This window comes from Nocardiopsis sp. NPDC049922 (assembly GCF_040660275.1).
GTDB lineage: Bacteria > Actinomycetota > Actinomycetes > Streptosporangiales > Streptosporangiaceae > Nocardiopsis.
Genome location: NZ_JBFAME010000001.1, coordinates 705,776 through 724,731, shown reverse-complemented (window position 1 = coordinate 724,731; position 18,956 = coordinate 705,776). Strand labels below are relative to the sequence as shown.

General features: G+C 71.9%; 18 protein-coding genes and 1 tRNA gene. 14 read left to right on the top strand and 5 right to left on the bottom strand.

The genetic code is table 11. The annotated features are described in order from the left end of the window. Window positions 1-7 precede the first annotated feature (7 nt). Entirely contained in the window at window positions 8-988 is a 981-nt protein-coding gene (locus tag AB0I72_RS03420; protein ID WP_358562490.1) for a neutral zinc metallopeptidase, read from the bottom strand. Next, window positions 985-1,935 (bottom strand): neutral zinc metallopeptidase, encoded by a 951-nt coding sequence (locus tag AB0I72_RS03415; RefSeq protein ID WP_358562488.1) that lies wholly within the window; start codon window positions 1,933-1,935, stop codon window positions 985-987. The genes AB0I72_RS03420 and AB0I72_RS03415 overlap by 4 nt, the downstream gene beginning before the upstream one ends. A gap of 90 nt (window positions 1,936-2,025) precedes the next feature. Between AB0I72_RS03415 and AB0I72_RS03410 the strand changes: the two genes are divergently transcribed. The 3 genes from AB0I72_RS03410 to AB0I72_RS03400 all read left to right on the top strand — a co-directional run bounded on the left by AB0I72_RS03410 (window position 2,026) and on the right by AB0I72_RS03400 (window position 5,482). Next, entirely contained in the window at window positions 2,026-3,876 is a 1,851-nt protein-coding gene (locus tag AB0I72_RS03410; RefSeq protein ID WP_358562486.1) for a DUF2207 domain-containing protein, read from the top strand. A 113-nt stretch (window positions 3,877-3,989) separates the two neighbouring features. Beyond that, window positions 3,990-4,415, top strand: a complete 426-nt coding sequence (dtd, locus tag AB0I72_RS03405) for a D-aminoacyl-tRNA deacylase (RefSeq protein ID WP_358562484.1) — start codon at window positions 3,990-3,992, stop codon at window positions 4,413-4,415. 467 nt (window positions 4,416-4,882) lie between these two features. Beyond that, entirely contained in the window at window positions 4,883-5,482 is a 600-nt protein-coding gene (locus AB0I72_RS03400) for a VanZ family protein (protein ID WP_358562482.1), read from the top strand. 88 nt (window positions 5,483-5,570) lie between these two features. On the opposite strand, the gene AB0I72_RS03395 is transcribed toward AB0I72_RS03400, so the two are convergent. Both AB0I72_RS03395 and AB0I72_RS03390 read right to left on the bottom strand, forming a co-directional pair. Continuing rightward, window positions 5,571-6,275, bottom strand: coding sequence for a response regulator transcription factor (locus AB0I72_RS03395; protein ID WP_358562480.1), 705 nt, complete (start codon window positions 6,273-6,275; stop codon window positions 5,571-5,573). After that, entirely contained in the window at window positions 6,272-7,441 is a 1,170-nt protein-coding gene (locus AB0I72_RS03390) for an ATP-binding protein (protein WP_358562815.1), read from the bottom strand. The genes AB0I72_RS03395 and AB0I72_RS03390 overlap by 4 nt, the downstream gene beginning before the upstream one ends. A gap of 148 nt (window positions 7,442-7,589) precedes the next feature. On the opposite strand from AB0I72_RS03390, the gene phoU reads away from it, so the two are divergent. From phoU to AB0I72_RS03370, 4 genes are all read left to right on the top strand, one after another. Next, a complete protein-coding gene (gene phoU / locus AB0I72_RS03385) occupies window positions 7,590-8,252 on the top strand; it encodes a phosphate signaling complex protein PhoU (protein ID WP_358562477.1) in 663 nt (220 codons plus the stop codon). A gap of 319 nt (window positions 8,253-8,571) precedes the next feature. Beyond that, complete coding sequence (locus tag AB0I72_RS03380) at window positions 8,572-9,054, top strand: CarD family transcriptional regulator (protein ID WP_026122741.1); 483 nt, start codon at window positions 8,572-8,574, stop codon at window positions 9,052-9,054. A 34-nt stretch (window positions 9,055-9,088) separates the two neighbouring features. Next, entirely contained in the window at window positions 9,089-9,559 is a 471-nt protein-coding gene (ispF, locus tag AB0I72_RS03375; RefSeq protein WP_358562813.1) for a 2-C-methyl-D-erythritol 2,4-cyclodiphosphate synthase, read from the top strand. 188 nt (window positions 9,560-9,747) lie between these two features. After that, window positions 9,748-10,797 carry an endonuclease/exonuclease/phosphatase family protein gene (locus tag AB0I72_RS03370; protein WP_358562475.1) on the top strand — a complete coding sequence of 350 codons (1,050 nt, stop codon included), beginning with the start codon at window positions 9,748-9,750 and terminating at the stop codon, window positions 10,795-10,797. Between the two features lie 22 nt (window positions 10,798-10,819). Here AB0I72_RS03370 and AB0I72_RS03365 read toward each other — a convergent pair whose 3' ends face one another. Next, window positions 10,820-12,493, bottom strand: coding sequence for a DUF2637 domain-containing protein (locus AB0I72_RS03365; protein WP_358562473.1), 1,674 nt, complete (start codon window positions 12,491-12,493; stop codon window positions 10,820-10,822). Window positions 12,494-12,758: 265 nt separating this feature from the next. Between AB0I72_RS03365 and cysS the strand changes: the two genes are divergently transcribed. From cysS to AB0I72_RS03330, 7 genes are all read left to right on the top strand, one after another. Further along, window positions 12,759-14,153: a cysteine--tRNA ligase gene (gene cysS, locus AB0I72_RS03360; protein ID WP_358562471.1), complete on the top strand. Its 1,395-nt coding sequence runs from the start codon at window positions 12,759-12,761 to the stop codon at window positions 14,151-14,153. Between the two features lie 118 nt (window positions 14,154-14,271). Next, complete coding sequence (rlmB, locus tag AB0I72_RS03355) at window positions 14,272-15,225, top strand: 23S rRNA (guanosine(2251)-2'-O)-methyltransferase RlmB (RefSeq protein WP_358562469.1); 954 nt, start codon at window positions 14,272-14,274, stop codon at window positions 15,223-15,225. 66 nt (window positions 15,226-15,291) lie between these two features. After that, window positions 15,292-15,364, top strand: a tRNA-Thr gene (locus tag AB0I72_RS03350). Window positions 15,365-15,441: 77 nt separating this feature from the next. After that, on the top strand, window positions 15,442-16,458 hold the full coding sequence (locus AB0I72_RS03345; protein WP_358562467.1) for a tyrosine-type recombinase/integrase: 1,017 nt from the start codon (window positions 15,442-15,444) through the stop codon (window positions 16,456-16,458). Window positions 16,459-16,757: 299 nt separating this feature from the next. Beyond that, window positions 16,758-17,480, top strand: a complete 723-nt coding sequence (locus tag AB0I72_RS03340; protein ID WP_358562465.1) for a hypothetical protein — start codon at window positions 16,758-16,760, stop codon at window positions 17,478-17,480. A gap of 174 nt (window positions 17,481-17,654) precedes the next feature. Continuing rightward, on the top strand, window positions 17,655-17,957 hold the full coding sequence (locus AB0I72_RS03335) for a pilin (RefSeq protein ID WP_358562463.1): 303 nt from the start codon (window positions 17,655-17,657) through the stop codon (window positions 17,955-17,957). Beyond that, window positions 17,954-18,892: a hypothetical protein gene (locus tag AB0I72_RS03330; RefSeq protein ID WP_358562460.1), complete on the top strand. Its 939-nt coding sequence runs from the start codon at window positions 17,954-17,956 to the stop codon at window positions 18,890-18,892. Before AB0I72_RS03335 ends, AB0I72_RS03330 begins: the two co-directional genes overlap by 4 nt. The last annotated feature ends 64 nt before the right edge of the window (window positions 18,893-18,956 follow it).

The following is an 18,956-nucleotide window of genomic DNA, read 5'->3' as shown; positions in this document are numbered from 1 at the left end:
GACAGCGTTACTGGACGAGTGACTCGTCGGTGACGTCCCACGTGTTGCACGCGCCGGGGGTCTGCTCCTCCCACCCCCGCCGGGTCCACCACACGCCGTTGTCCGCCGACCCGTGGGTGCGTTCCTCCTCGTCACCGTCCTCGCGGTCGGCGGTGGCGGCGGCGTCGTCGAGGAGCGCCGCGAGGTCGTCCCCGTCCAACGGGTAGCCGAGGCGGATCGAGCCGAGGAACGCGCCCGCCAGACAGTTCGCCTGGAGTTCGCTCCGCCGCGTCCAGGCGTTGCGCTCCAGGACGTCGACCTCCAGCCGGCGCTGCTCGTGGTAGTACTCCAGCAGGCCGGACTCGCCCTGCACGTGATGCCCGTACTCGTGCGCGAGCAGGGACGCGTACACCACGCTGTCGGTGGCGCCGTTCCACTTCTCCACCACGTCGGCCGTGCCGATGTAGATGCTCCGGCTGGCCCGGCAGTAGAAGGCGCCGGCGGCGGAGGGGTAGGCACGGCACGGGCTCACCCCGGGCTCGTCCCAGAACACGCGTGCCGGCGGCTCGAACGGGATCCCCGCCCGCGCGAACTGGGTGCTCCACGCGTCGTCCAGGCAGTCCGCGATCTCGTGGAGGAAGTCCTCCATCGCGTCGGGATCGTCGACGTCCGGCTCGGGCACCGGGCACGGGAGCGGACTGAGGCGGCCGGTGTCGTAGAGCGGGTTGGCCACCAGCGCGGTGCGACCGGACGGGCGTCCCCGCTGTTCGGGGCGGTGGGCGAGATCCGCCGCGCCCCCCTCGGCGGAGCCGCCGGGGAGGGAGCGGTCGGTGTCGGCGCCGGTCGCCTCGGCCGCGGACCCGGGGGCGGCGCCCTGGCCGTCGTCGGCCGTGGACCACGAGAGCACGGCCAGCGCCATGAGCAGTGACAGCAGGGCGGCCACCGTGCCGAGCACACGGCGGTTGGCCTGGCGGGCCCGGTGGCTGACCGGGTCCGTCACGCCTCTCACCGCACCAGCTCCCCGTCGGCCTTCCAGGTGTTGCACGCGGCCGGATCCCTCCGGTCCATGCCGTGCTCGGTCCACAGACGGCCGCTGGACGCCTGCCCGTGCGTGCGCTCGGCTCCGTGGTCGCCGCGCCGGGCGACGTCGTCGAGGATGTTCGCCCGCTCCTGCGCGCCGAGGTCGAGGGAGGCCCCGGACGCGCCGAGGAACACCCCGCCGAGGCAGTCGGCCTGGAGTTCGTTGCGGCGGGTCAGTTCGTCCGCGGTCTCGGGGTCGGCCGCCGCGCGGTCGGTGCGGAACTCCGCGAGCATGCGGGACTGGCCCTGGACGTGGTGCCCGTACTCGTGGCTGAGCAGGAAGGTGTACGCCTCGGGCCGGTCGGTGCCCGCCGAGGCCGCGACGATGTCCTCCACCCCCAGGTACAGGCCCTGGTTGGCCTGGCAGTAGAAGGCCGCCGTGTCCTCCTCGGGGAAGGGGCCGCACGGGCTGTGCCCCTCGGCATACCAGTACACGCGGTTGGGGGAGGCGAACTCCAGCCCGGCCTCCGCGAAGTACGCGCTCCAGGCCTGGTCGAGGCAGTCGGCGATGGCGTGCGCGAACGCCTCCATCGACGCGGGGTCGTCCGCGTCCAGCTCCGGGACGCCGCAGGTGACCTCGCCCAGCTCGCCGACCTCGTACAGGGCGTTGTCGAGCAGCGGGTCGCCGCCGGAGTCGGTCAGCGGGGCCTCGGCGGTCGTCGGTTCGGGGGCCTGGCCCGCCGCGCCGATCGGGTGGGAACCGGACCAGGAGGCCTCCGCGGGGGCGAGCATCTCCGACGTCGCGAGGAATCCGGTGAACCCGACCGCGGCCAGCCCGACGCACAGCGTGAACGAGGCGGACAGCCCGAGCCGCTGGACGAATCCGGGCCGTTCCGACCAGAACCCGGTACCCGCGCCGCGGGGCGGGGTCACCATGGGACCACCCGGCGGCGACGGTGGGCGCGACCCCGGGGAAGGGGCGTCAGTGCACGGGGGGAGCGGGGGGACCGGATAGGCTCTCGCGTCATGTGGTGGGTCGGCTCCAGGTGCCCGGCCGTCGCGTCCGCGGCGGCCGTTCTCGTGTTCTCCTCGCTGTTCACGGTGGTCACCGTCGTCGGGCCCGTGGGGGCGGTCCATGCCGTGACGGCGGCGGCACCGGCAACCACAGTACAAGGGCTCCCCGACGCGGTCGTCGGTCGGAGTTCGACCGGCGAGACGGTCATCACCAACGACATCCGGCTCCACCTCGAGGAGGACGGCGTCCTGCTCGGCGAGGAGACGCTCACCTTCGAGGGCGGGGCTCCGACCACCTTCACCCGGGCGCTCACCGAGACGATGCTCTACGACACCGAGCACGACCGCGTCTTCGAGGTGTACGGGATCGGCGCCGCCGACGGCGCGGGCGAGGAGCTGGCGGTCGAGACGGAGAAGGCGGGCGGCACGCTGTACGCGCACGTCTCCACCGGCGGCGCCGAGACCGTGGTGCTCCGCTACCGGGTGCGCGGGGCCGTCAGCCAGGTCGCCCAGGGGGTCCAACTGGAGTGGCGGGCGGTGGGCGCCTACAGCCACACCGTCCAGTCCACCGACGTGACCGTCACCGCCCCGATGCCCCCGGAGGGCCTGTCGTGCCTCGCGGGCGAGCCGCGCAGCGCCCTGTACTGCACGGCCTCCGACCTGGGGACCGACATGGCCGTCGCGCACTTCCTCCAGGCCGACATGCGCCCCAGCGACCGTCTCGACATCGCCGTCACCTATCCGCCCGGCACGGCCGAGGGTGAGCCGATCCTCGACCGCCGTTGGTCGCTGGCCTCGGCCTTCCAGGTCACCCCGTGGACGGCCGGGGTGTTCGGCCTACTGCTGGCGGTCCTGGTGGGCGGCCTGGTGCTGTTGATCCGCGTGCGCGGACGGGACGAGCGCGCGCTGCGCGAGGAGGCGGCCCGCGGCGACCAGGCGCCCGTCACCACCGGGGAGCACGGGAGGGCGCGCTTCGAACCGCCGGACGGCGTGCACCCCGGCCAGATCGGCACGCTCTTCAACGAGACGGTCGACATCACCGACCTGACCGGCGCGGTCGTGGACCTGGCGGTGCGCGGCTACATCCGGTTGGAGGAGCTGCCGCACGAGCACTTCACGTCGGTCGACTGGCGGCTCGTGCGCCTGGACGGGCCGCCGGGGGAGAGCCTGCGGCCCTACGAGTGGCTCCTGCTGGACGCGCTGTTCGCCGAACGCCGGACCGTCCGCCTGTCCCAGGTGGGCACGGCGCGCGTGTGCTCGGACTTCCCCGCCCGGATGGACCGGGTCCGGGAGGAGCTGTACCGGGACATGGTGCGGCTGAAGTGGTTCGCGCGCTCCCCGAACCAGGTGCGCGGGCGCTGGAGCACCATGGGCATGGCGATCACCGCCCTCGGCGTGCTCCTGACCGTGCTGCTGGCCATGTTCACCACGACGGCGTTCACCGGGCTCGCGGTCGTCATCGCCGGAGCCGCCATCACGGTCGCCGCCCAGTACATGCCCGCCAAGACCCGGCTGGGCAGCTCGGTCCTCGCGCACACCATCGGCTTCCGCGACTACCTGCTCAGCCAGCGGTCGGCGACGGAGCGGCCGGGGGAGCGCGTGGAGATCTACTCGCGCTACCTGCCGTACGCGGTCATCTTCGACGACGTCGACCGCTGGGCGAACATCCTGGCCTCCGCCGCGCTGACCGACCTGACGGACGAGGAGCTGACCGGCGACGGGTTGGCCTGGTACACCGGGCCCAAGGAGTGGCGGATCGAGGACTTCTCCGACTCCATCCGCACGTTCGCGGTCACCCTCACCGGCATCATCACCAACGCGCGCCGGATGCGGCTGGTCAACCAGTTCCAGCGCAGGCGCTGAGGCCGGGTCGGGGGCGTCGTCCGACGGTCCGGGCGCCCCCGCGCCTGCCGTATCGTCGGGGCTGTCCGTCGGCGGGGACCGGCCCGCGGCGGTGGCGGCCACGAGGAGGGAACATGCGCGCGGTCGTGCAGCGGGTGTCGCACGCGTCGGTGACGGTGGACGGCGAGGTGGTCGGCGCGATCACCGATCCCGGGCTGATGGCGTTGGTGGGGGCCACCCACACCGACACCGAGGCGGAGGCGCGCAAGCTCGCGAGGAAGCTGTGGACGCTGCGGATCCTCGCGGACGAGCGGTCCTGCTCCGACATCGGCGCTCCGCTCCTGGTGGTCAGCCAGTTCACGCTGTACGGAGACGCGCGCAAGGGCCGCCGCCCCACGTGGCAGGCGGCCGCCCCCGGTCCGGTCGCCGAGCCCCTGGTCGACGCCGTGGTCAAGGAGTTGCGCGACCTGGGCGCCGAGGTGGCCACGGGGCGGTTCGGGGCGATGATGTCGGTGGCGCTGACCAACGAGGGCCCGTTCACCGTGATCGTCGAGGTCTGAGCGGGACGGCGAACGCGCGTATTTCGCCCAGGTCACGACTGTTTTTCGGGAAAAGTGCGAAAAAGGTTTCAGTGCGCCATTGACGGTTGCGGAGGGTGTCCGTACAGTTGCGTTGTGAATCGCCCTCAGATTGTGGGAGTCGCCGTTTGTGATCCGGTTTCCGGTTTCCTGTTGAGATAGCGTTCCGGATGGCGAATCCCACGCCCGTGGGAGCGGTTTGGCCGGCGTTCGCCGGCGCCCTCGCGGCGCTCCCGTTCGCTGTGCGCACGGGGGTTCGGAGCAGGGCCGATCGAACGCGACGGCGTTCGTGCATTCCCTCCTTCCCGGCGTCGCCGGCGCACGGGGAAACGCACGTGCACGCGACGGCGAACACCGTGCACCGAGGCTGTCCGGAACGGATCGGGAAACCCACGGAAAATCGGCCGACGGCCCACGGAAAGGTGATGAGAAAAGTGCACGGCCCATCCGTGTGGCATGCCGTTCTGAACATCGACGCGGGTGTCGCGCCACTCCTCCTCGGAACGTTCGCCATTCCCGCCCTCCCCCTGGCCTGGCTCGGGCTGGTCCGACCGCGCGCCGCCGGCGCCCTGGGCGCCCTCGGCATCGCCGCCGTCCTGTTCGCCTACGCCGCCCTCGTCGTGGACCCGGGCGGCGACTGGTCGGCGGCGGGGCGCGCCCACGACGTTCCGCTGCCGTCCGACGACTTCGCGGCGGGCGTGGCGGTCGTCGACCCCGCCCCCGCCGAGCCGCCGACGCCGCTCCTCGACGGACTCCTCGCCCAGGCCGTGCTCTTCGCCCCCCTCGGGCTGGTGACCTACCCGGTCCTGACCTCGCCGTGGGCCCGCGCCGCCGTCGGCCCGATCGTGTCCGCCACCGTCGAGGGCCTCCAGTTCACGCTCGCGCCGGGGCGGGGAGCGGACCTCACCGACCTGTGCGCCAACACCGTCGGCCACCTGGTGGGCCTGGGGATGATGGGCTGCGCGAGCGTCGTGCTCGGCTGCCGGGTGGGCCACCCCGGACACGAGTCGGTCCCGGACGGCGGCGTGGCCGCGGTCCGGGACCGGTGACTCGACAGGGGAGGGCTCGGCGGTCCCGGAGGACCCCACACCGCGGGGGCGCGAGGGGTCACGGGACCGGGAGCCGCGACGGGCGTCCCTACTCCACGCTCGCGGTCACCGGCTCGAACTTGTAGCCGAGACCGCGCACGGTCACGATGTACCGCGGGCTGCCCGGATCCTCCTCGATCTTGGCGCGCAGGCGCTTGACGTGCACGTCGAGCGTCTTGGTGTCGCCGACGTAGTCCGCGCCCCACACCCGGTCGATGAGCTGCATCCGGGTGAGCACCCGCCCGGCGTTGCGCAGGAGCACCTCCAGGAGCTCGAACTCCTTGAGCGGGAGCTGCACGTTCGTGCCGCGCACGGTCACCACGTGCCGCTCGACGTCCATGCGCACGGGCCCGGCCTCCAGCGCCGCGGGCAGCGGCTCGGCGCCGTCGCCCTCGCCCCGGCGCCGCAGCACGGCCCGGATGCGCGCGACGAGCTCACGGGAGGAGAAGGGCTTGGTCACGTAGTCGTCGGCGCCCAGTTCCAGGCCGACGACCTTGTCGATCTCGGAGTCCTTGGCGGTCAGCATGATCACGGGGACGTTCGACTTCTGCCGCAGCGTCCGGCACACCTCGGTGCCCGACAGCCCCGGCAGCATCAGGTCCAGCAGCACCAGGTCGGCGCCAGTGCGGTCGAAGGTCTCCAGGGCGACTGTCCCCGTGGGTGCCACGGCCACCTCGAAACCCTCCTTGCGCAACATGTACGAGAGGGCGTCGCTGTAGGATTCCTCGTCCTCGACAACGAGTACGCGCGTCACTGTGCCGCCTCCTGACGGTCGCTGTTACCGGCGGGTTCGGTCCCCCGGCTCTCGGGTCTGGGCAGACGCAGAGTGAACGTCGACCCCGACCCCTCCTTGCTCCACACGGTCACTTCTCCACGGTGGTGGGTCATGATGTGCTTGACGATGGCCAGGCCGAGACCGGTACCCCCGGTCGCCCGGCTCCGAGCGGCGTCCACACGGTAGAACCGCTCGAAGATCCTCTCCAGGTCCTGCTGGGGGATGCCGATGCCCTGGTCGGCGACGCTGATGTCCACGCTCGACCGGGACACCCCGACCGAGACCGCCACCCGCGTGTTCTTGGGACTGTAGGCGACGGCGTTGGCGACCAGGTTGCGCAGCGCGGTGCCGAGCAGCCCCTCGTCGCCCAGCACGGTGACCCCCTCCGCGCCGCTGCCGACCAGCTCGATCCCCTTGACGTCGGCGGGCATGCGCACCGCGTCGAGCGCCTCGTCCACGACGTAGCCCAGGTCCACCCGTGTGGGTTCGGCCATGGGCTCGGCGCCCTGGATACGGGAGAGCGTGATGAGGTCCTGGATGACCGCCGTCAGCCGGGCGGCCTCCTGCTGCATGCGATCGGTGAACCGGCGGACGGCCTCGGGGTCGTCGCTCGCGTCCTGTACGGTTTCGGCCAGTAGTGACAGGGCGCCGACCGGAGTCTTCAGCTCGTGCGAGATGTTGGCGACGAAGTCCCGGCGCACGGCCTCGACGCGGCGGTGCTCGGTCTGGTCCTCGGCCAGCACCAGGACCAGACCGGTGCCGCCCAGGGGTGCCACGCGTACGGCGAAGGAGGTGGCGTCGGGGCCGAACTTGCGGACGGCCACCTCGATGTCGGTCTCGCGGATGACCCCGTCCCGCCGCACCTGCCGGGCCAGGGCCAGGAGCTCGCCTATCACCAGCTCCTCGCCCCGCACGATCCCGAAGGCCCGGGCGGCGGACGAGGCGCGCAGGACCCGGTCGGCCGAGTCCAGGACGACGGCCGACGAAGGGAGCGCGGACAGGACCTCGGCGATGCCGGGCGGGAGGGTCGCGCCGTCGCGCCGCTCGGGCGCCGGAGACCGACGCTCAGGCGAGTTGGTACGGAGGTAGAGACCGGCGAGGACGCCGACGACGACGCCCGTCACGAGTCCGAAGATGCCGGTCACGGCGGCGAGAAGTTCCCCTTGCACGATTCGATCGTAAACGGGCGGACCGGATCTTTACCCGGCCGGGGCGGGTGGCACAACCGAGCTTCTCGCACCGTTCACCAACCCTTGGCCGACTCTTCAACAAACCACTGGGAGCATTGACGACATGCGGGATACCTACCACGAGGACCTCGACAGCCTGGGCGAACGCCTCGTCGAGATGACGCGCCTGGCCAGACACGCGGTCGCGCGGGCCACCACCGCGCTGCTGGACAGCGACCTGGCGGCGGCACAGGAGGTGATCTCCGGTGACGAGGCGATCAACCGGCTGGACCAGGAGATCGAGGACACCGCCTTCAGCCTGATGGCGCGGCAGCAGCCGGTCGCCTCCGACCTGCGGACCATCATCACGTCGCTGTACATGCGCGGTGACCTGGAGCGGATGGGCGACCACGCCGTCCACCTGGCCAAGATCGCGCGGCGGCGGCACCCGGACTCGGCCATCCCCAAGCCCGTCCGGTCGATCGTGCTGGAGATGGGCCACCAGGCCGAGCTGCTCGTCACCAAGGCGGGCGAGGTGATCAGCGAGCGCGACCCCGACACCGCGCTGGAGCTGGACAAGGACGACGACCGGATGGACCGGCTGCGCCGCAAGCTGCTGCAGCGCATCCTCGCGCCGGGCTGGGAGTACGGCGTGGAGGCCACCATGGACGTCACCCTGGTGGGCCGCTTCTACGAACGGTTCGGTGACCACGCGGTGCACGTCGCCGACAATCTCGTCTACATGGTGACCGGCGAGAAGCGCGAGGACTACGACCCCGAGGCGTGACCCTGGGTGACGGCGCCGCGGTGACCCGGAGCGTCGAAGGGTGTCGGAAACGTGACATCCGTCGCTCCGGCGTCGGCGGTCGGGCCCGGGGAGGGGCCGCCGGTCCCTCCCCGATCCCCTCTCCCGGAGGCGGCGGTTTCGCTGGCCAGCAGGGGTTCGCGCCCGCCCGGGGGCGCTCCGACCAGGGCCTCGGCAGGCCTCGGGTAGACTTTGTCAAGCCCTGAAAAGTGTGGCTTGACCTGCGTGTTCGCAAACCTAATAGGTACGTTAAGTCACAGATTCGTGGTATCCTCATGGTAGCGGAAGGGGTACCTGTCACATGGCTTTCAAGGTCGGCGACACTGTTGTCTACCCCCATCATGGGGCTGCTCGTATTGAAGCGATCGAGACTCGCACCATTAAGGGCGAGGACAGAACCTACCTCGTTCTGAGGGTCGACAAGGGCGATCTGACGGTGCGTGTGCCGGCTGAGAACGCCGAGGACGTCGGCGTTCGTGACGTGGTGGGACAGGAAGGCCTGGACAAGGTCTTCGAGGTGCTGCGCGCGCCGCACACCGAAGAGCCCACGAACTGGTCCAGGCGCTACAAGGCGAACCTCGAGAAGTTGGCGTCCGGTGACGTCAACAAGGTCGCCGAGGTGGTCCGGGACCTGTGGCGTCGGGACAAGGAGCGCGGGCTGTCCGCCGGTGAGAAGCGGATGCTCGCCAAGGCCCGTCAGATTCTCGTCAGCGAACTCGCGCTCGCCGAAAAGACCAACGAGGACAAGGCCGAAGCGCTCCTCGACGAGGTTCTGACGAACTGATACGGGTCGAAGAAGCACCTCATTCATGACGAATATGCCTCGGGTGGGCGTCGGAACGGACGTCCACCCGTTTTCTCCTGGAAGAACACTTTTCCTCGCCGGTTTGGAATGGCCGGGGGAAGACGGTGTGAGCGGTCATTCGGACGGTGACGTCGCCGCGCACGCGGCCTGTGACGCGCTGCTCTCGGCCTGCGGCCTCGGGGACCTCGGCTCCAACTTCGGCACGTCCGACCCCCGGTGGCGCGGCGCCTCCGGGGCGGCCCTGCTGACCGAGACCGTCGCCCGCGTGCACGCCGCCGGGTTCGAGATCGGCAACGTGGCCGTCCAGATCATCAGCAACCGCCCCAGGTTCGCGCCGCGGCGCGAGGAGGCGGAGAAGACGTTGTCCGAGGTGGTGGGGGCTCCGGTGAGCATCTCCGCCACCACGACCGACGGCCTGGGGCTGACCGGGCGCGGCGAGGGCATCGCCGCCGTGGCCACCGCCCTCTGCGTGCCCCGCGACTGAACGACCGCCGTCCGGCCCGCGCCCCGCACCGGGGCGCGGGCCTTCGTCGTACGCGGGGACGGCTGACCGCCCGTGCGCGGGCACTCCCGAGCCGCGGGTAGTCTCCAGAGCCGTGCCGCCGACACCGGTGGCCCATCCCCCAGGCAGCGCCGCGCGAGGGACCGCGCGACGACGGACGAGGGAGGGCCATGACGGACATCGACGACCGGACGGGACCGCTCGGGACGCCGACCGGGAGACGGGACGGGGAAACGGGCCGCGAGCCGCACCGGGGGGAGGGCGGATCCCGGTGGCGGCGCGTCCTCCGGGACGTTCCCGAGGTCTGGCGGCGCGGCCGGGTCCTCGCCGGGGTCACCGCCGTGCTGGCCCTGCTCCTGGCCGTACCGGCCCTGGTGCCCAACGTCCCCGGGCACGTGGGCAGTCTGTTCGAGACCGGCCTGCCGTGGCTCGGTCTGGCGGTCCCCGTGACCGCCGTCGCCGCCGTGCTCCGGCGCTCCGCACCGGCCGGGCTGGCCGTCCTGCTCCTGGCCGCCGTGTGGGCGGGTGTGTTCGGCCGCCTCCACCTGCCGACCTCACCGGACGTCGAACCCAACCTCACCGTGGTCACGCACAACGTCGGCGCGGCCAACGGCGACCCGGCGGGCACCGTCGCGGAGGTGCTCGCCGCCGACCCCGACCTGGTCGCGCTCCAGGAGGTCACCTGGGAGGCGAACGCGTCGTACGACGCCGCTCTCGGGTCCGAGCTGGAACACGCGGAGTGGTGGGGCACGGTCGGGCTGTGGAGCCGGTACCCGATCACGGAGTCGCGGTCGCTCGACCTCGGGCTGGGCTGGAACCGGGCGATGCGCGCCGAGATCGACGGGCCCGACGGGGAGTTCGCCGTGTACGTCGTGCACCTGGCCTCGGTCCGGGTGGGCGGTTCCGGTTTCGACACCGCGCTGCGGGACCGGGGCGTCGAGGCGCTCGGCGCCGCGATCGAGGCGGAGCCCCTGGAGCGGGTCGTGCTCATGGGCGACCTCAACGGGAGCACCGACGATCGCGCCATGGATCCGCTCACCTCGCGGTTGGCCGCGGTGCGGGGGGCCGGCGGCGACGGGCTGGGAATGACCTGGCCCGCCGCGTTCCCGATGGTGCGGATCGACCACGTCCTGGTGCGCGGGGCGACGGCGACCGAGACGTGGACGCTGCCCAGGACGGACAGCGACCACCTGCCGCTCGCGGCGCGCCTGCGGGTCTGACGCGGGGCGGCGCGGGCGCGCGTCAGTCTCGCGGGGGCAACGGTTCGCTGCGGACCCGCCCGGACGGCGGCCCGGGGGTGGGGTCCGGCATCGGCGGGCGGCGCGGCTTGAGGACCATCGGGCGCTTCTCCAACGGCGGGCGGCGGTCGGCGTCGGCGGTCCCAGGGCGCGCGGCGGCCGGTCGGGACGGGGGCTCGTGGGGGGCGTCCGGTTCCGGAGCGGGGTCCTCTCCGGGCGGCGGCTCGGTGTTCTGGACAGGCTCGGTGTCGTCGTCCTCGACGTCACGGTCGTGGAATCGGTCCGTCGGGCCGGGTTCCGGTTCCTGGTACCGGTCCTCCGGTTCGGGGCCGGGGGCGGCGGCGCCCGGAGGAACCGACCCGATCCCGAAGGCGGCCCGGACCTCGGGGCCGGTGTCGTGGTCGAGCACGGGGGTCGGCGCCTCGTCGGCCTCCGGCGCGTCCGCCACGGCCAGGGCCTCGGGATCCTCGTCCTCCGGCGGAGTCCACACCGGTGGGACGTAGTCGGCGAGCGCCGCCTCGGCGGGGGTGTCGGCGGGGGGCTCCCACAGGGCGGTGTCCGGGATGGGGGAGTCCTCGGGCTCGGCGGAGGGCTCGGGAGCGTCGAAGGCCCGGGTGTCCTGCTCCGGGGGCGCGGGCGCGACGGGGTCGGGCTCCGGCTCCGGTTCGCGCGGTTCCCCGGCGACGGGTGCGGTCGGGGCGTCGGCCTCGTCGGTGGCGGGGTCCCCGGGCAGCGGCTCGTCCTCGAACCCGTCCTCGACGTCGCCCGCGAGGCCGTCGTCGTCCGCCTCGTCCCCGGGCGGGTCCACCGGCGCGGCGGCGCCGGGCACGACCGGGACGTCCGTGCTCGCGCGCTTGATCGGGTTGGCGCCGGTGCGGGTGCGCCTGGGTAGCGGCGCCGTGACGGACGCGGTCGTGCTCTCCGGTCGGCTGGCGACGGGGGTCACCGAGACCACCTCGGAGCCCTCGTCGTCGTCGGCCTCGGGCTCGTCGCGCCACAGCGGGCGCGTGGCCGTGTCGGGCGCGAACGGGTCCTCGGGCGCGTCCGCGCCGTGGCCGCGCCGGACCGGGGCGGGGCCGAAGTCCAGCAGCCGGGTCGTCAGGTGGTGGTCGTCGTCCAGCTCCGACGGCGCCACCGCGCGGCCGTGCAGCACGGTCGCCCGGTCGGCCGAGGGCCGGGGCCGCACGGGCGCGCCACGGCGGCGACGGCGGATGTGCGCGCGGACGGTCATCCACAGCAGGAAGGCGACGAGCAGCGCCGCGAGCGGCGCCACGGCCACGATGACGTTGGCGACCCCCTGGTGGACCGACTCCACCAGCCCCAGGTTGCTGAGCACCATGGCGCCCGCGGCGACCGCGATGAGCACCGGGATGAGCGCGAGGTCCACCCACGCGCGGTCCCGGGGATGGGCCTCGCGCAGGACGTAGCTCACCCAGAACGCCATGAGCAGCAGCAGGGTGTAGGTCACCGGGAACACGTGCGCCAGCGGGCTGCCCTCGTGTCCGCCGTACTCGGCGAAGCGGAAGACGCCGGCGTAGGAGATGACGAGGGCGCACACGGCGATGACGCCGACGAACAGCGCGCCACCGACGAGAGCACCGGCTCCCGGGCCGCGGCTCGCCGGTCGGCCGTTCCGTGTTCCTGTCTCGGGGGCTTTGTCGTAAGGGGCCATCGCCATCGCAGCGTAGTCGAGGAGGCCGCGCCAACACGAGATTCCGGCCGATCACGACCGCCGCGCGGCGGCGACCGACCCGGAACGGACGCGGCGGGGGCCCTGATCGCCGTGGGGGACGGGCTTCCGTGCCCGGAAATCTCACACCAGGTCACCCGTAATACGGCTCACCACATATGTGCTCTCGGGTCTGTCCGGGAGTCGGGCGAAGGCGACGGTGATTGGTGGTTTGTGACCCGCGTGTGAGGGGGAAGCGGTTACGCTTGACAACGTGAGTCTGCGCTTCTATGACACCAGTGCCCGACAGGTCCGAGAGTTCGTCCCCCTGCGCGAGGGGTGTGCCTCCCTGTACCTGTGTGGTGCCACGGTGCAGGCGCCACCGCACATCGGCCACATCCGCTCCGGCGTCAACTTCGACATCCTGCGTCGGTGGCTGACCCACCTCGGCTACGACGTCACGTTCTGCCGCAACGTCACCGACATCGACGACAAGATCATCAACGTCGCCGCCGCGGAGGGCGTCCACTGGTGGAAGGTCAGTGAGCGCAACCAGCGGGCGTTCACCGAGGCCTACGACGTCCTGGGCTGCCTGCCGCCCACGGTCGAACCGCGGGCGACCGGCCACGTGCCGGAGATGATCGAGCTCATGCGCCGCCTGATCGACGTCGGCCACGCGTACGCGGCCGAGGACGGCTCCGGCGACGTCTACTTCGACGTGGGCTCCTACGGGGCCTACGGCGAGCTGTCCAACCAGCGGCCGGACCAGATGGAGGACAGCGCGGAGCGGGGCCGGGACAAGCGCGACCCGCGCGACTTCGCCCTGTGGAAGGGCGCCAAGCCGGGCGAGCCGAGCTGGGAGACGCCGTGGGGCCGGGGGCGGCCGGGCTGGCACCTGGAGTGCTCGGCGATGGCCACCAAGTACCTCGGGCCGAGCTTCGACATCCACGGGGGCGGGCTGGACCTGGTCTTCCCGCACCACGAGAACGAGCTCGCCCAGTCCCGCGCCGCCGGGGACGGGTTCGCGCGCTACTGGCTGCACAACGGGCTGCTGAGCGTCGGCGGCGAGAAGATGAGCAAGTCGCTCGGCAACTCGATGCTCATCCCGCAGATGATCCAGAAGGTCCGCCCGGTGGAGCTGCGCTACTACCTCGGCCAGGCGCACTACCGGTCGACCATCGACTACTCCGAGGCCGCGCTCCAGGAGGCGGCCGCCGCCTACCAGCGGATCGAGGGCTTCCTCACGCGCGCCGTCGAGGTGCTCGGCGAGGTCGTCCCCGCCGCCACCGTCCCCGCCGACTTCGCGTCCGCGATGAACGACGACCTCGGGGTGTCCCAGGCGCTGGCCGTCGTGCACGGACACGTACGCGAGGGCAACACGGCGCTGGCCGCCGGGGACAAGGACAGGGCCGCCGAGCTCGCCGGTGAACTCCGCGCGATGCTGGCGATCCTCGGCCTGGACCCGCTCGGCGAGCAGTGGGCGGGCGGGGGCGCGGGGCTGCGCGAGGTCGTCGACGCCCTCGTCGCGGTGGCCCTGGAGCAGCGGCAGGCGGCGCGGGCCCGGAAGGACTACGCGGCGGCGGACGCGATCCGCGACCAGCTCGCCGAGGCGGGCGTCATCGTCGAGGACACGCCGCAGGGACCCCGCTGGGACCTGAGGCACGGGTGACACGGGTGGTGGCGCGTCGGCGTTAGGCTGGACGTTTGCCACCGCCCTCTGGTGGCGGATCCGCCGGACGCCCCTGTGCTTCCGGCATGCTCGCGAGACGTACGGGGAGGCGGCGGACATGCCGGCGAAGAAGAGCAAGAAGGGCCCGACCAAGGGCAGCGGCGGCAAGGGCCGACGTTCGCTCGAGGGCAAGAGCGGGACGCTGCCCGCCGAGCAGCGGCACTGGTACGAGGGCAAGCAGCGGGCCCGCGCGGCCAAGCGGCCCCGCCCGGCCGGTGAGGCCCCGGCGCGGCAGCAGCGCCGTGCGGCCGACTCCGACCTGCTGGTGGGCCGCAACCCGGTCGTGGAGGCGCTGCGCGCGGGGATGCCCGCCAGCCGCCTGTTCCTGGCCAACAGCCTGGACCCGGACGAGCGGGTGACCGAGGCGGCACGCGTCGCGGGCGACCGCGGCATCGAGGTCGTCGAGGTGACCCGGGCCGAGCTGGACCGGCGGTGCGAGAGCAACGGCCAGCCGGGCGCCGCCCACCAGGGCCTGGCGCTCCAGGTGCGCCCGTACCGGTACTGGGCGGTGGAGGACCTGCTGGACCGGGCCCTGGAGTCGGACACGGCGCCGCTGATCGTCGCGCTCGACGGGGTGACCGACCCGCACAACCTGGGCGCGGTGGCGCGCTCGGCGGCGGCGTTCGACGCGCACGGCCTGGTGATCCCGGAGCGGCGCTCGGCGAGCGTGAACATGACCGCGTGGAAGACCTCGGCGGGCACCCTGGCCCGGCTCCCGGTCGCACAGGCCACCAACCTGACCCGCGCGCTGGAGGCCTACAAGAAGGCGGGGCTGTTCGTCGTCGGCCTGGACGCCGGTGGCGACACGAGCCTGCCGGAGCTGGAGTTGGCGACGGGGCCGCTGGTGATCGTCGTGGGTTCCGAGGGCAAGGGCCTGTCCCGGCTCGTGCGCGAGTCGTGCGACGTGGTGGCGAGCATCCCGATCGGCGGCGCTGAGTCGCTGAACGCCTCCGTGGCGGCGGGCGTGGCCCTCTACGAGGTCGCCCGCAGGCGCGGGACCGAATCCGAGTAGGCCACGCGGTCCAGGAACCGGTACCATTCGGAAGGACGCTCCGAGGTCGGACGGCCCCGGACGCCCGCCAGCGTAGCTCAATTGGCAGAGCAATCGCCTTGTAAGCGATAGGTTAGGGGTTCAAGTCCCCTCGCTGGCTCTCACTATGTCTGACCTGGGACATCTTCAGGCGGAGTCACTCCGCTGACAGCCTCACCGCCTGGAGAGCAATCGCCTATGGGCACCAAGCGCGTACGCCGGGGACCGCGCAACCTTGCTGCTGGACCCCTGAAGCCCCACGTCGACTCCTTCGTCCTGACTCTGCGCGCCGCCGGTCGCAGCGAGCGCACCGCCACCATGTACAGCGAGGCGGTGCGGTGGTTCGCCGCCGAGCACCTGCTGGCGGGAGGACGCGCCAACGCCATCGACCAGCGGTACGACACCACCGCTGACAAGAGCGCTGACATGGTCACGTTCGAGCCTGTGCGCGACTGGGAGCTTGTGGCCCGTGTGCACATCCGGTCGTGGCTGGTGCGGTTGCGCCGTCGCGGCCACAAGGACTCCTACCTCAACAACCAGTTCCGCTGCTTGCAGCAGTTCTTCAAGTGGCTGGCCGAAGAGGAAGAGGTCCCGAACCCGATGCGCAAGCTCAAGCCGCCCACGGTGGTGCCCGAGCCGGTGCCGGTGTTCGAGAAGGACGCCACGAAGCGGATCCTGGAGATGTCGGGGACCCGTGGTGCGCGGGGGAAGACGTGCAAGGTGCGGGACACCGCGATCATCATGCTTCTGCGTGACACCGGGATGCGCCGCCAGGAGCTGGCCGGACTGACGGTGGACGACGTGTCGGTGTCGGACCGGCGGGCGTTGGTCACCGGCAAGGGTGGCAAGCGGCGGTTCGTGAAGTTCACCTTCGAGACCGCCAAGGCGCTGGACCGCTACCTGCGCCAGCGCGCCAAGCACTCCCACGCGCACCTGCCGCACCTGTGGCTGTCGCAGAAGGGCGGGGCGCTGTCGGCGTCGGGGATCTACCAGATGGTGCGCCGCCGCGCGGAACGCGCGGGCGTGGAGGGCGCGTACCTGCACAGGTACCGCCACGACTTCTCCCACCGCTACCTGGACAACGGCGGCTCCGAGGGCGACCTGATGGAGCTCAACGGGTGGGACTCGCGCCAGATGCTGCGCCGCTACGGGCGCTCGGCCGCCGCCTCGCGCGCTCAGCGCAGCTACGACCGGATCATGTGCGGAGCCGCGTGACCGCGAGAAAACCGGCAACGGTTGGGTCAACGCGGTCGGTGGGTGGCTGACAGCGAAGGTCTGTCAGCCACCAGAGAGGCTGTCATCCCTGTTCAGAGCGCTGATCGGTGCTTGTGGTGCAGGAGACCGATCTTGTCGATAGCCGCTGCTGACGGGCGTGTGTGAGCGGTGGGTCAGAGGCCCGTGAGATCTTCGTTCGCCTCCTGCGCGCTGTCGGTCAGACCACTGCCAGTCCAGCGTCAGCCGCGCCTCCTTGGGTCGGTCGGGTCATCACCGATCGACGACAGGGGAGACCCACCATGCGTCACGACCCACTGCGCGCGGCCGAGCGCGAGTTCCTGCGCCTGGAGCTGGACACCGACGACCTGCTGTGCGAGCTGGCACCGTTCACCGACGCCCGCCCGGACACCCTGCTGGAGCTGCGCGAACTCCTGCTGTCGGGCTCGCTGGCCCGCCAGGTGCGCGACAGCGTCTGGCGCACGGTGATCGAGTCGGCACGCGTGCGCGAGGAGTGGATGGTGGCCGCCATCGGCCTGGCGATGCCTGCGCTCTGGGCGTGCTCGGTTCGGATGTGCGCTGGCCTCGACACCCGAGCCGCCGAGGACGTCCAGGAGGAGATGCTGGCCGGGTTCATCGCCGCCGTCCACGAGGTGGACACCTCCTGGTGCCGACTCCCGTGGGTGCTGCGCTGCCGTGCCAGCCGATGGGGGCTGCGGGCGCGTAAGGAGGCGCTGGCCGTGCCGACCGCGGTGGCCGAACCGCTCGCCAACGGACCCGCACCGACTGGGAACCCGGACGTGGTGCTGCAGGACGCGGTCCGCCAGGGCGTGATCACCGCGACGGACGCCGACCTCATCGGCCGCACCCGGCTGGACCGGGTGCCGTTGACGGAGGTGGCCCGAGAACGCGGAACCGCCTACTGGAAGATCGCCAAACGCCGGTCGCGCGCGGAACGGCGGCTCGCGGATGCGGTGCGATCGGGCCGGGTCACCACACGCCTGTCCGCCCTGTCAGCGGCCTGACCGCTTGAGGACCGGGTCAAGGATCGCTGACACCGAGTCCAAAACCGTCCCCCGTGGTGGCTCTGTTCCGAGGTAGGAGAGCCGACCACGGGGGGCGACATGGCGACTCCACACGAACGCCGACCACGGCGCGGGCGCTGCTCGCCGCGGCCCTGGACCTGTACGTCGGGGATCGTGCTGGCCCTTGTCCTCGGTCTTGCCGAACCCGCACTCGCGGACGATGCGTGGTTGTTCGCCTACCAGCTCAACGACGTCATCCTGCGCCTCACGCGGCTGTGCCAGACCGTCGCGGGATCGGTGGCGACGCTGTTCATCATCGTCGCGGGCCTGCGCTGGATGCTGGCCGGAGGGGATCCTAACGAGATCGACAAGGCCAAGCGGGGGTTCGCCGGAGCGGCCGTGGGCTACGTCGTGGTGTTCGCGGGTGAGGTCTTGCTCTTCGCCCTCGACTACCTGAGCAAGTACGAGTCGCCATGAGCACGGCACCGACCGAGCCCGGGCGCGAAGGCTTCGCGCTAGCGAGTCCGCTGAGCCTGGAGGAGGAGTACGCCGACGTCTTCGACTGCGGCGCGATCGAGGTCTCCTGCCACATCACCCAGTGGTTCCACGGGCTGGTCCTCGGCATCCTCGAACCGCTCTTCGGGTGGATCGCCGGAACGCTGTTCACGACCCCCGGCCCCACCGACGGCATCACCGGTGTGTGGGAGGGAGTCTCCGCCACGGTCAACACCGCCTACGCCCTGCTGGTCATCGCGGCCGGGTTCGTGATCATGACCCACCACGGACTCCAGACGCAGTACTCGGCACGGGAGGTCCTGCCACGCCTTGTGGTCGGGTTCGTCGCCTCGAACGTCTCGCTGAGCGTCGTCGGACTCGCGGCACACGTCTCGACCTCCGTCGCGCAGGCCATCACCGCGGACGGCATCACCAACGAGGTGGCGGCGCAGAACCTCAGCGAGCGGACGGTTCGGTTCCTGGGGGAGGACGCGGCGATCGTCGTGCTCTTCCTCCTGGTGTTCGTCGTCCTGATGATCCTGTGGGTGATCGTGGAGATCGTCCGCATCGTCATCGTGATCCTGCTGATGGTCGGCGGACCGGCGATGCTCATGTTCCACGGGCTCCCGCAGACCAACCGCGTCGCGCAGATGTGGTGGCGCGCCCTGGGCGCGGTCTGCCTCGTGCCCATCGCCCAGGCCCTCGCCTTCGTGGCGCTCATGCGTGTGTTCTTCGAGGGCGATGCCCGCGCGATGTTCGGCGCCGCGCAGGTCGTGCGCGGAGACGTCAACCTCTTCGACCTGTTTTGCTCCTGGTGCTCGTCTACGTGCAGATCCGCATTCCCGTGTGGGCGTACCGGGCGGTGTGGTCCGCGCCTTCCGGCCGATCCCCCGCAGCGGGGGTGGCCAAGGCCCTGACCTGGGTGGCGGTGGCAGCTGTCACGGCGGGAACGGGTGGGGGAGCGGCGGCCGTACGGGGTGT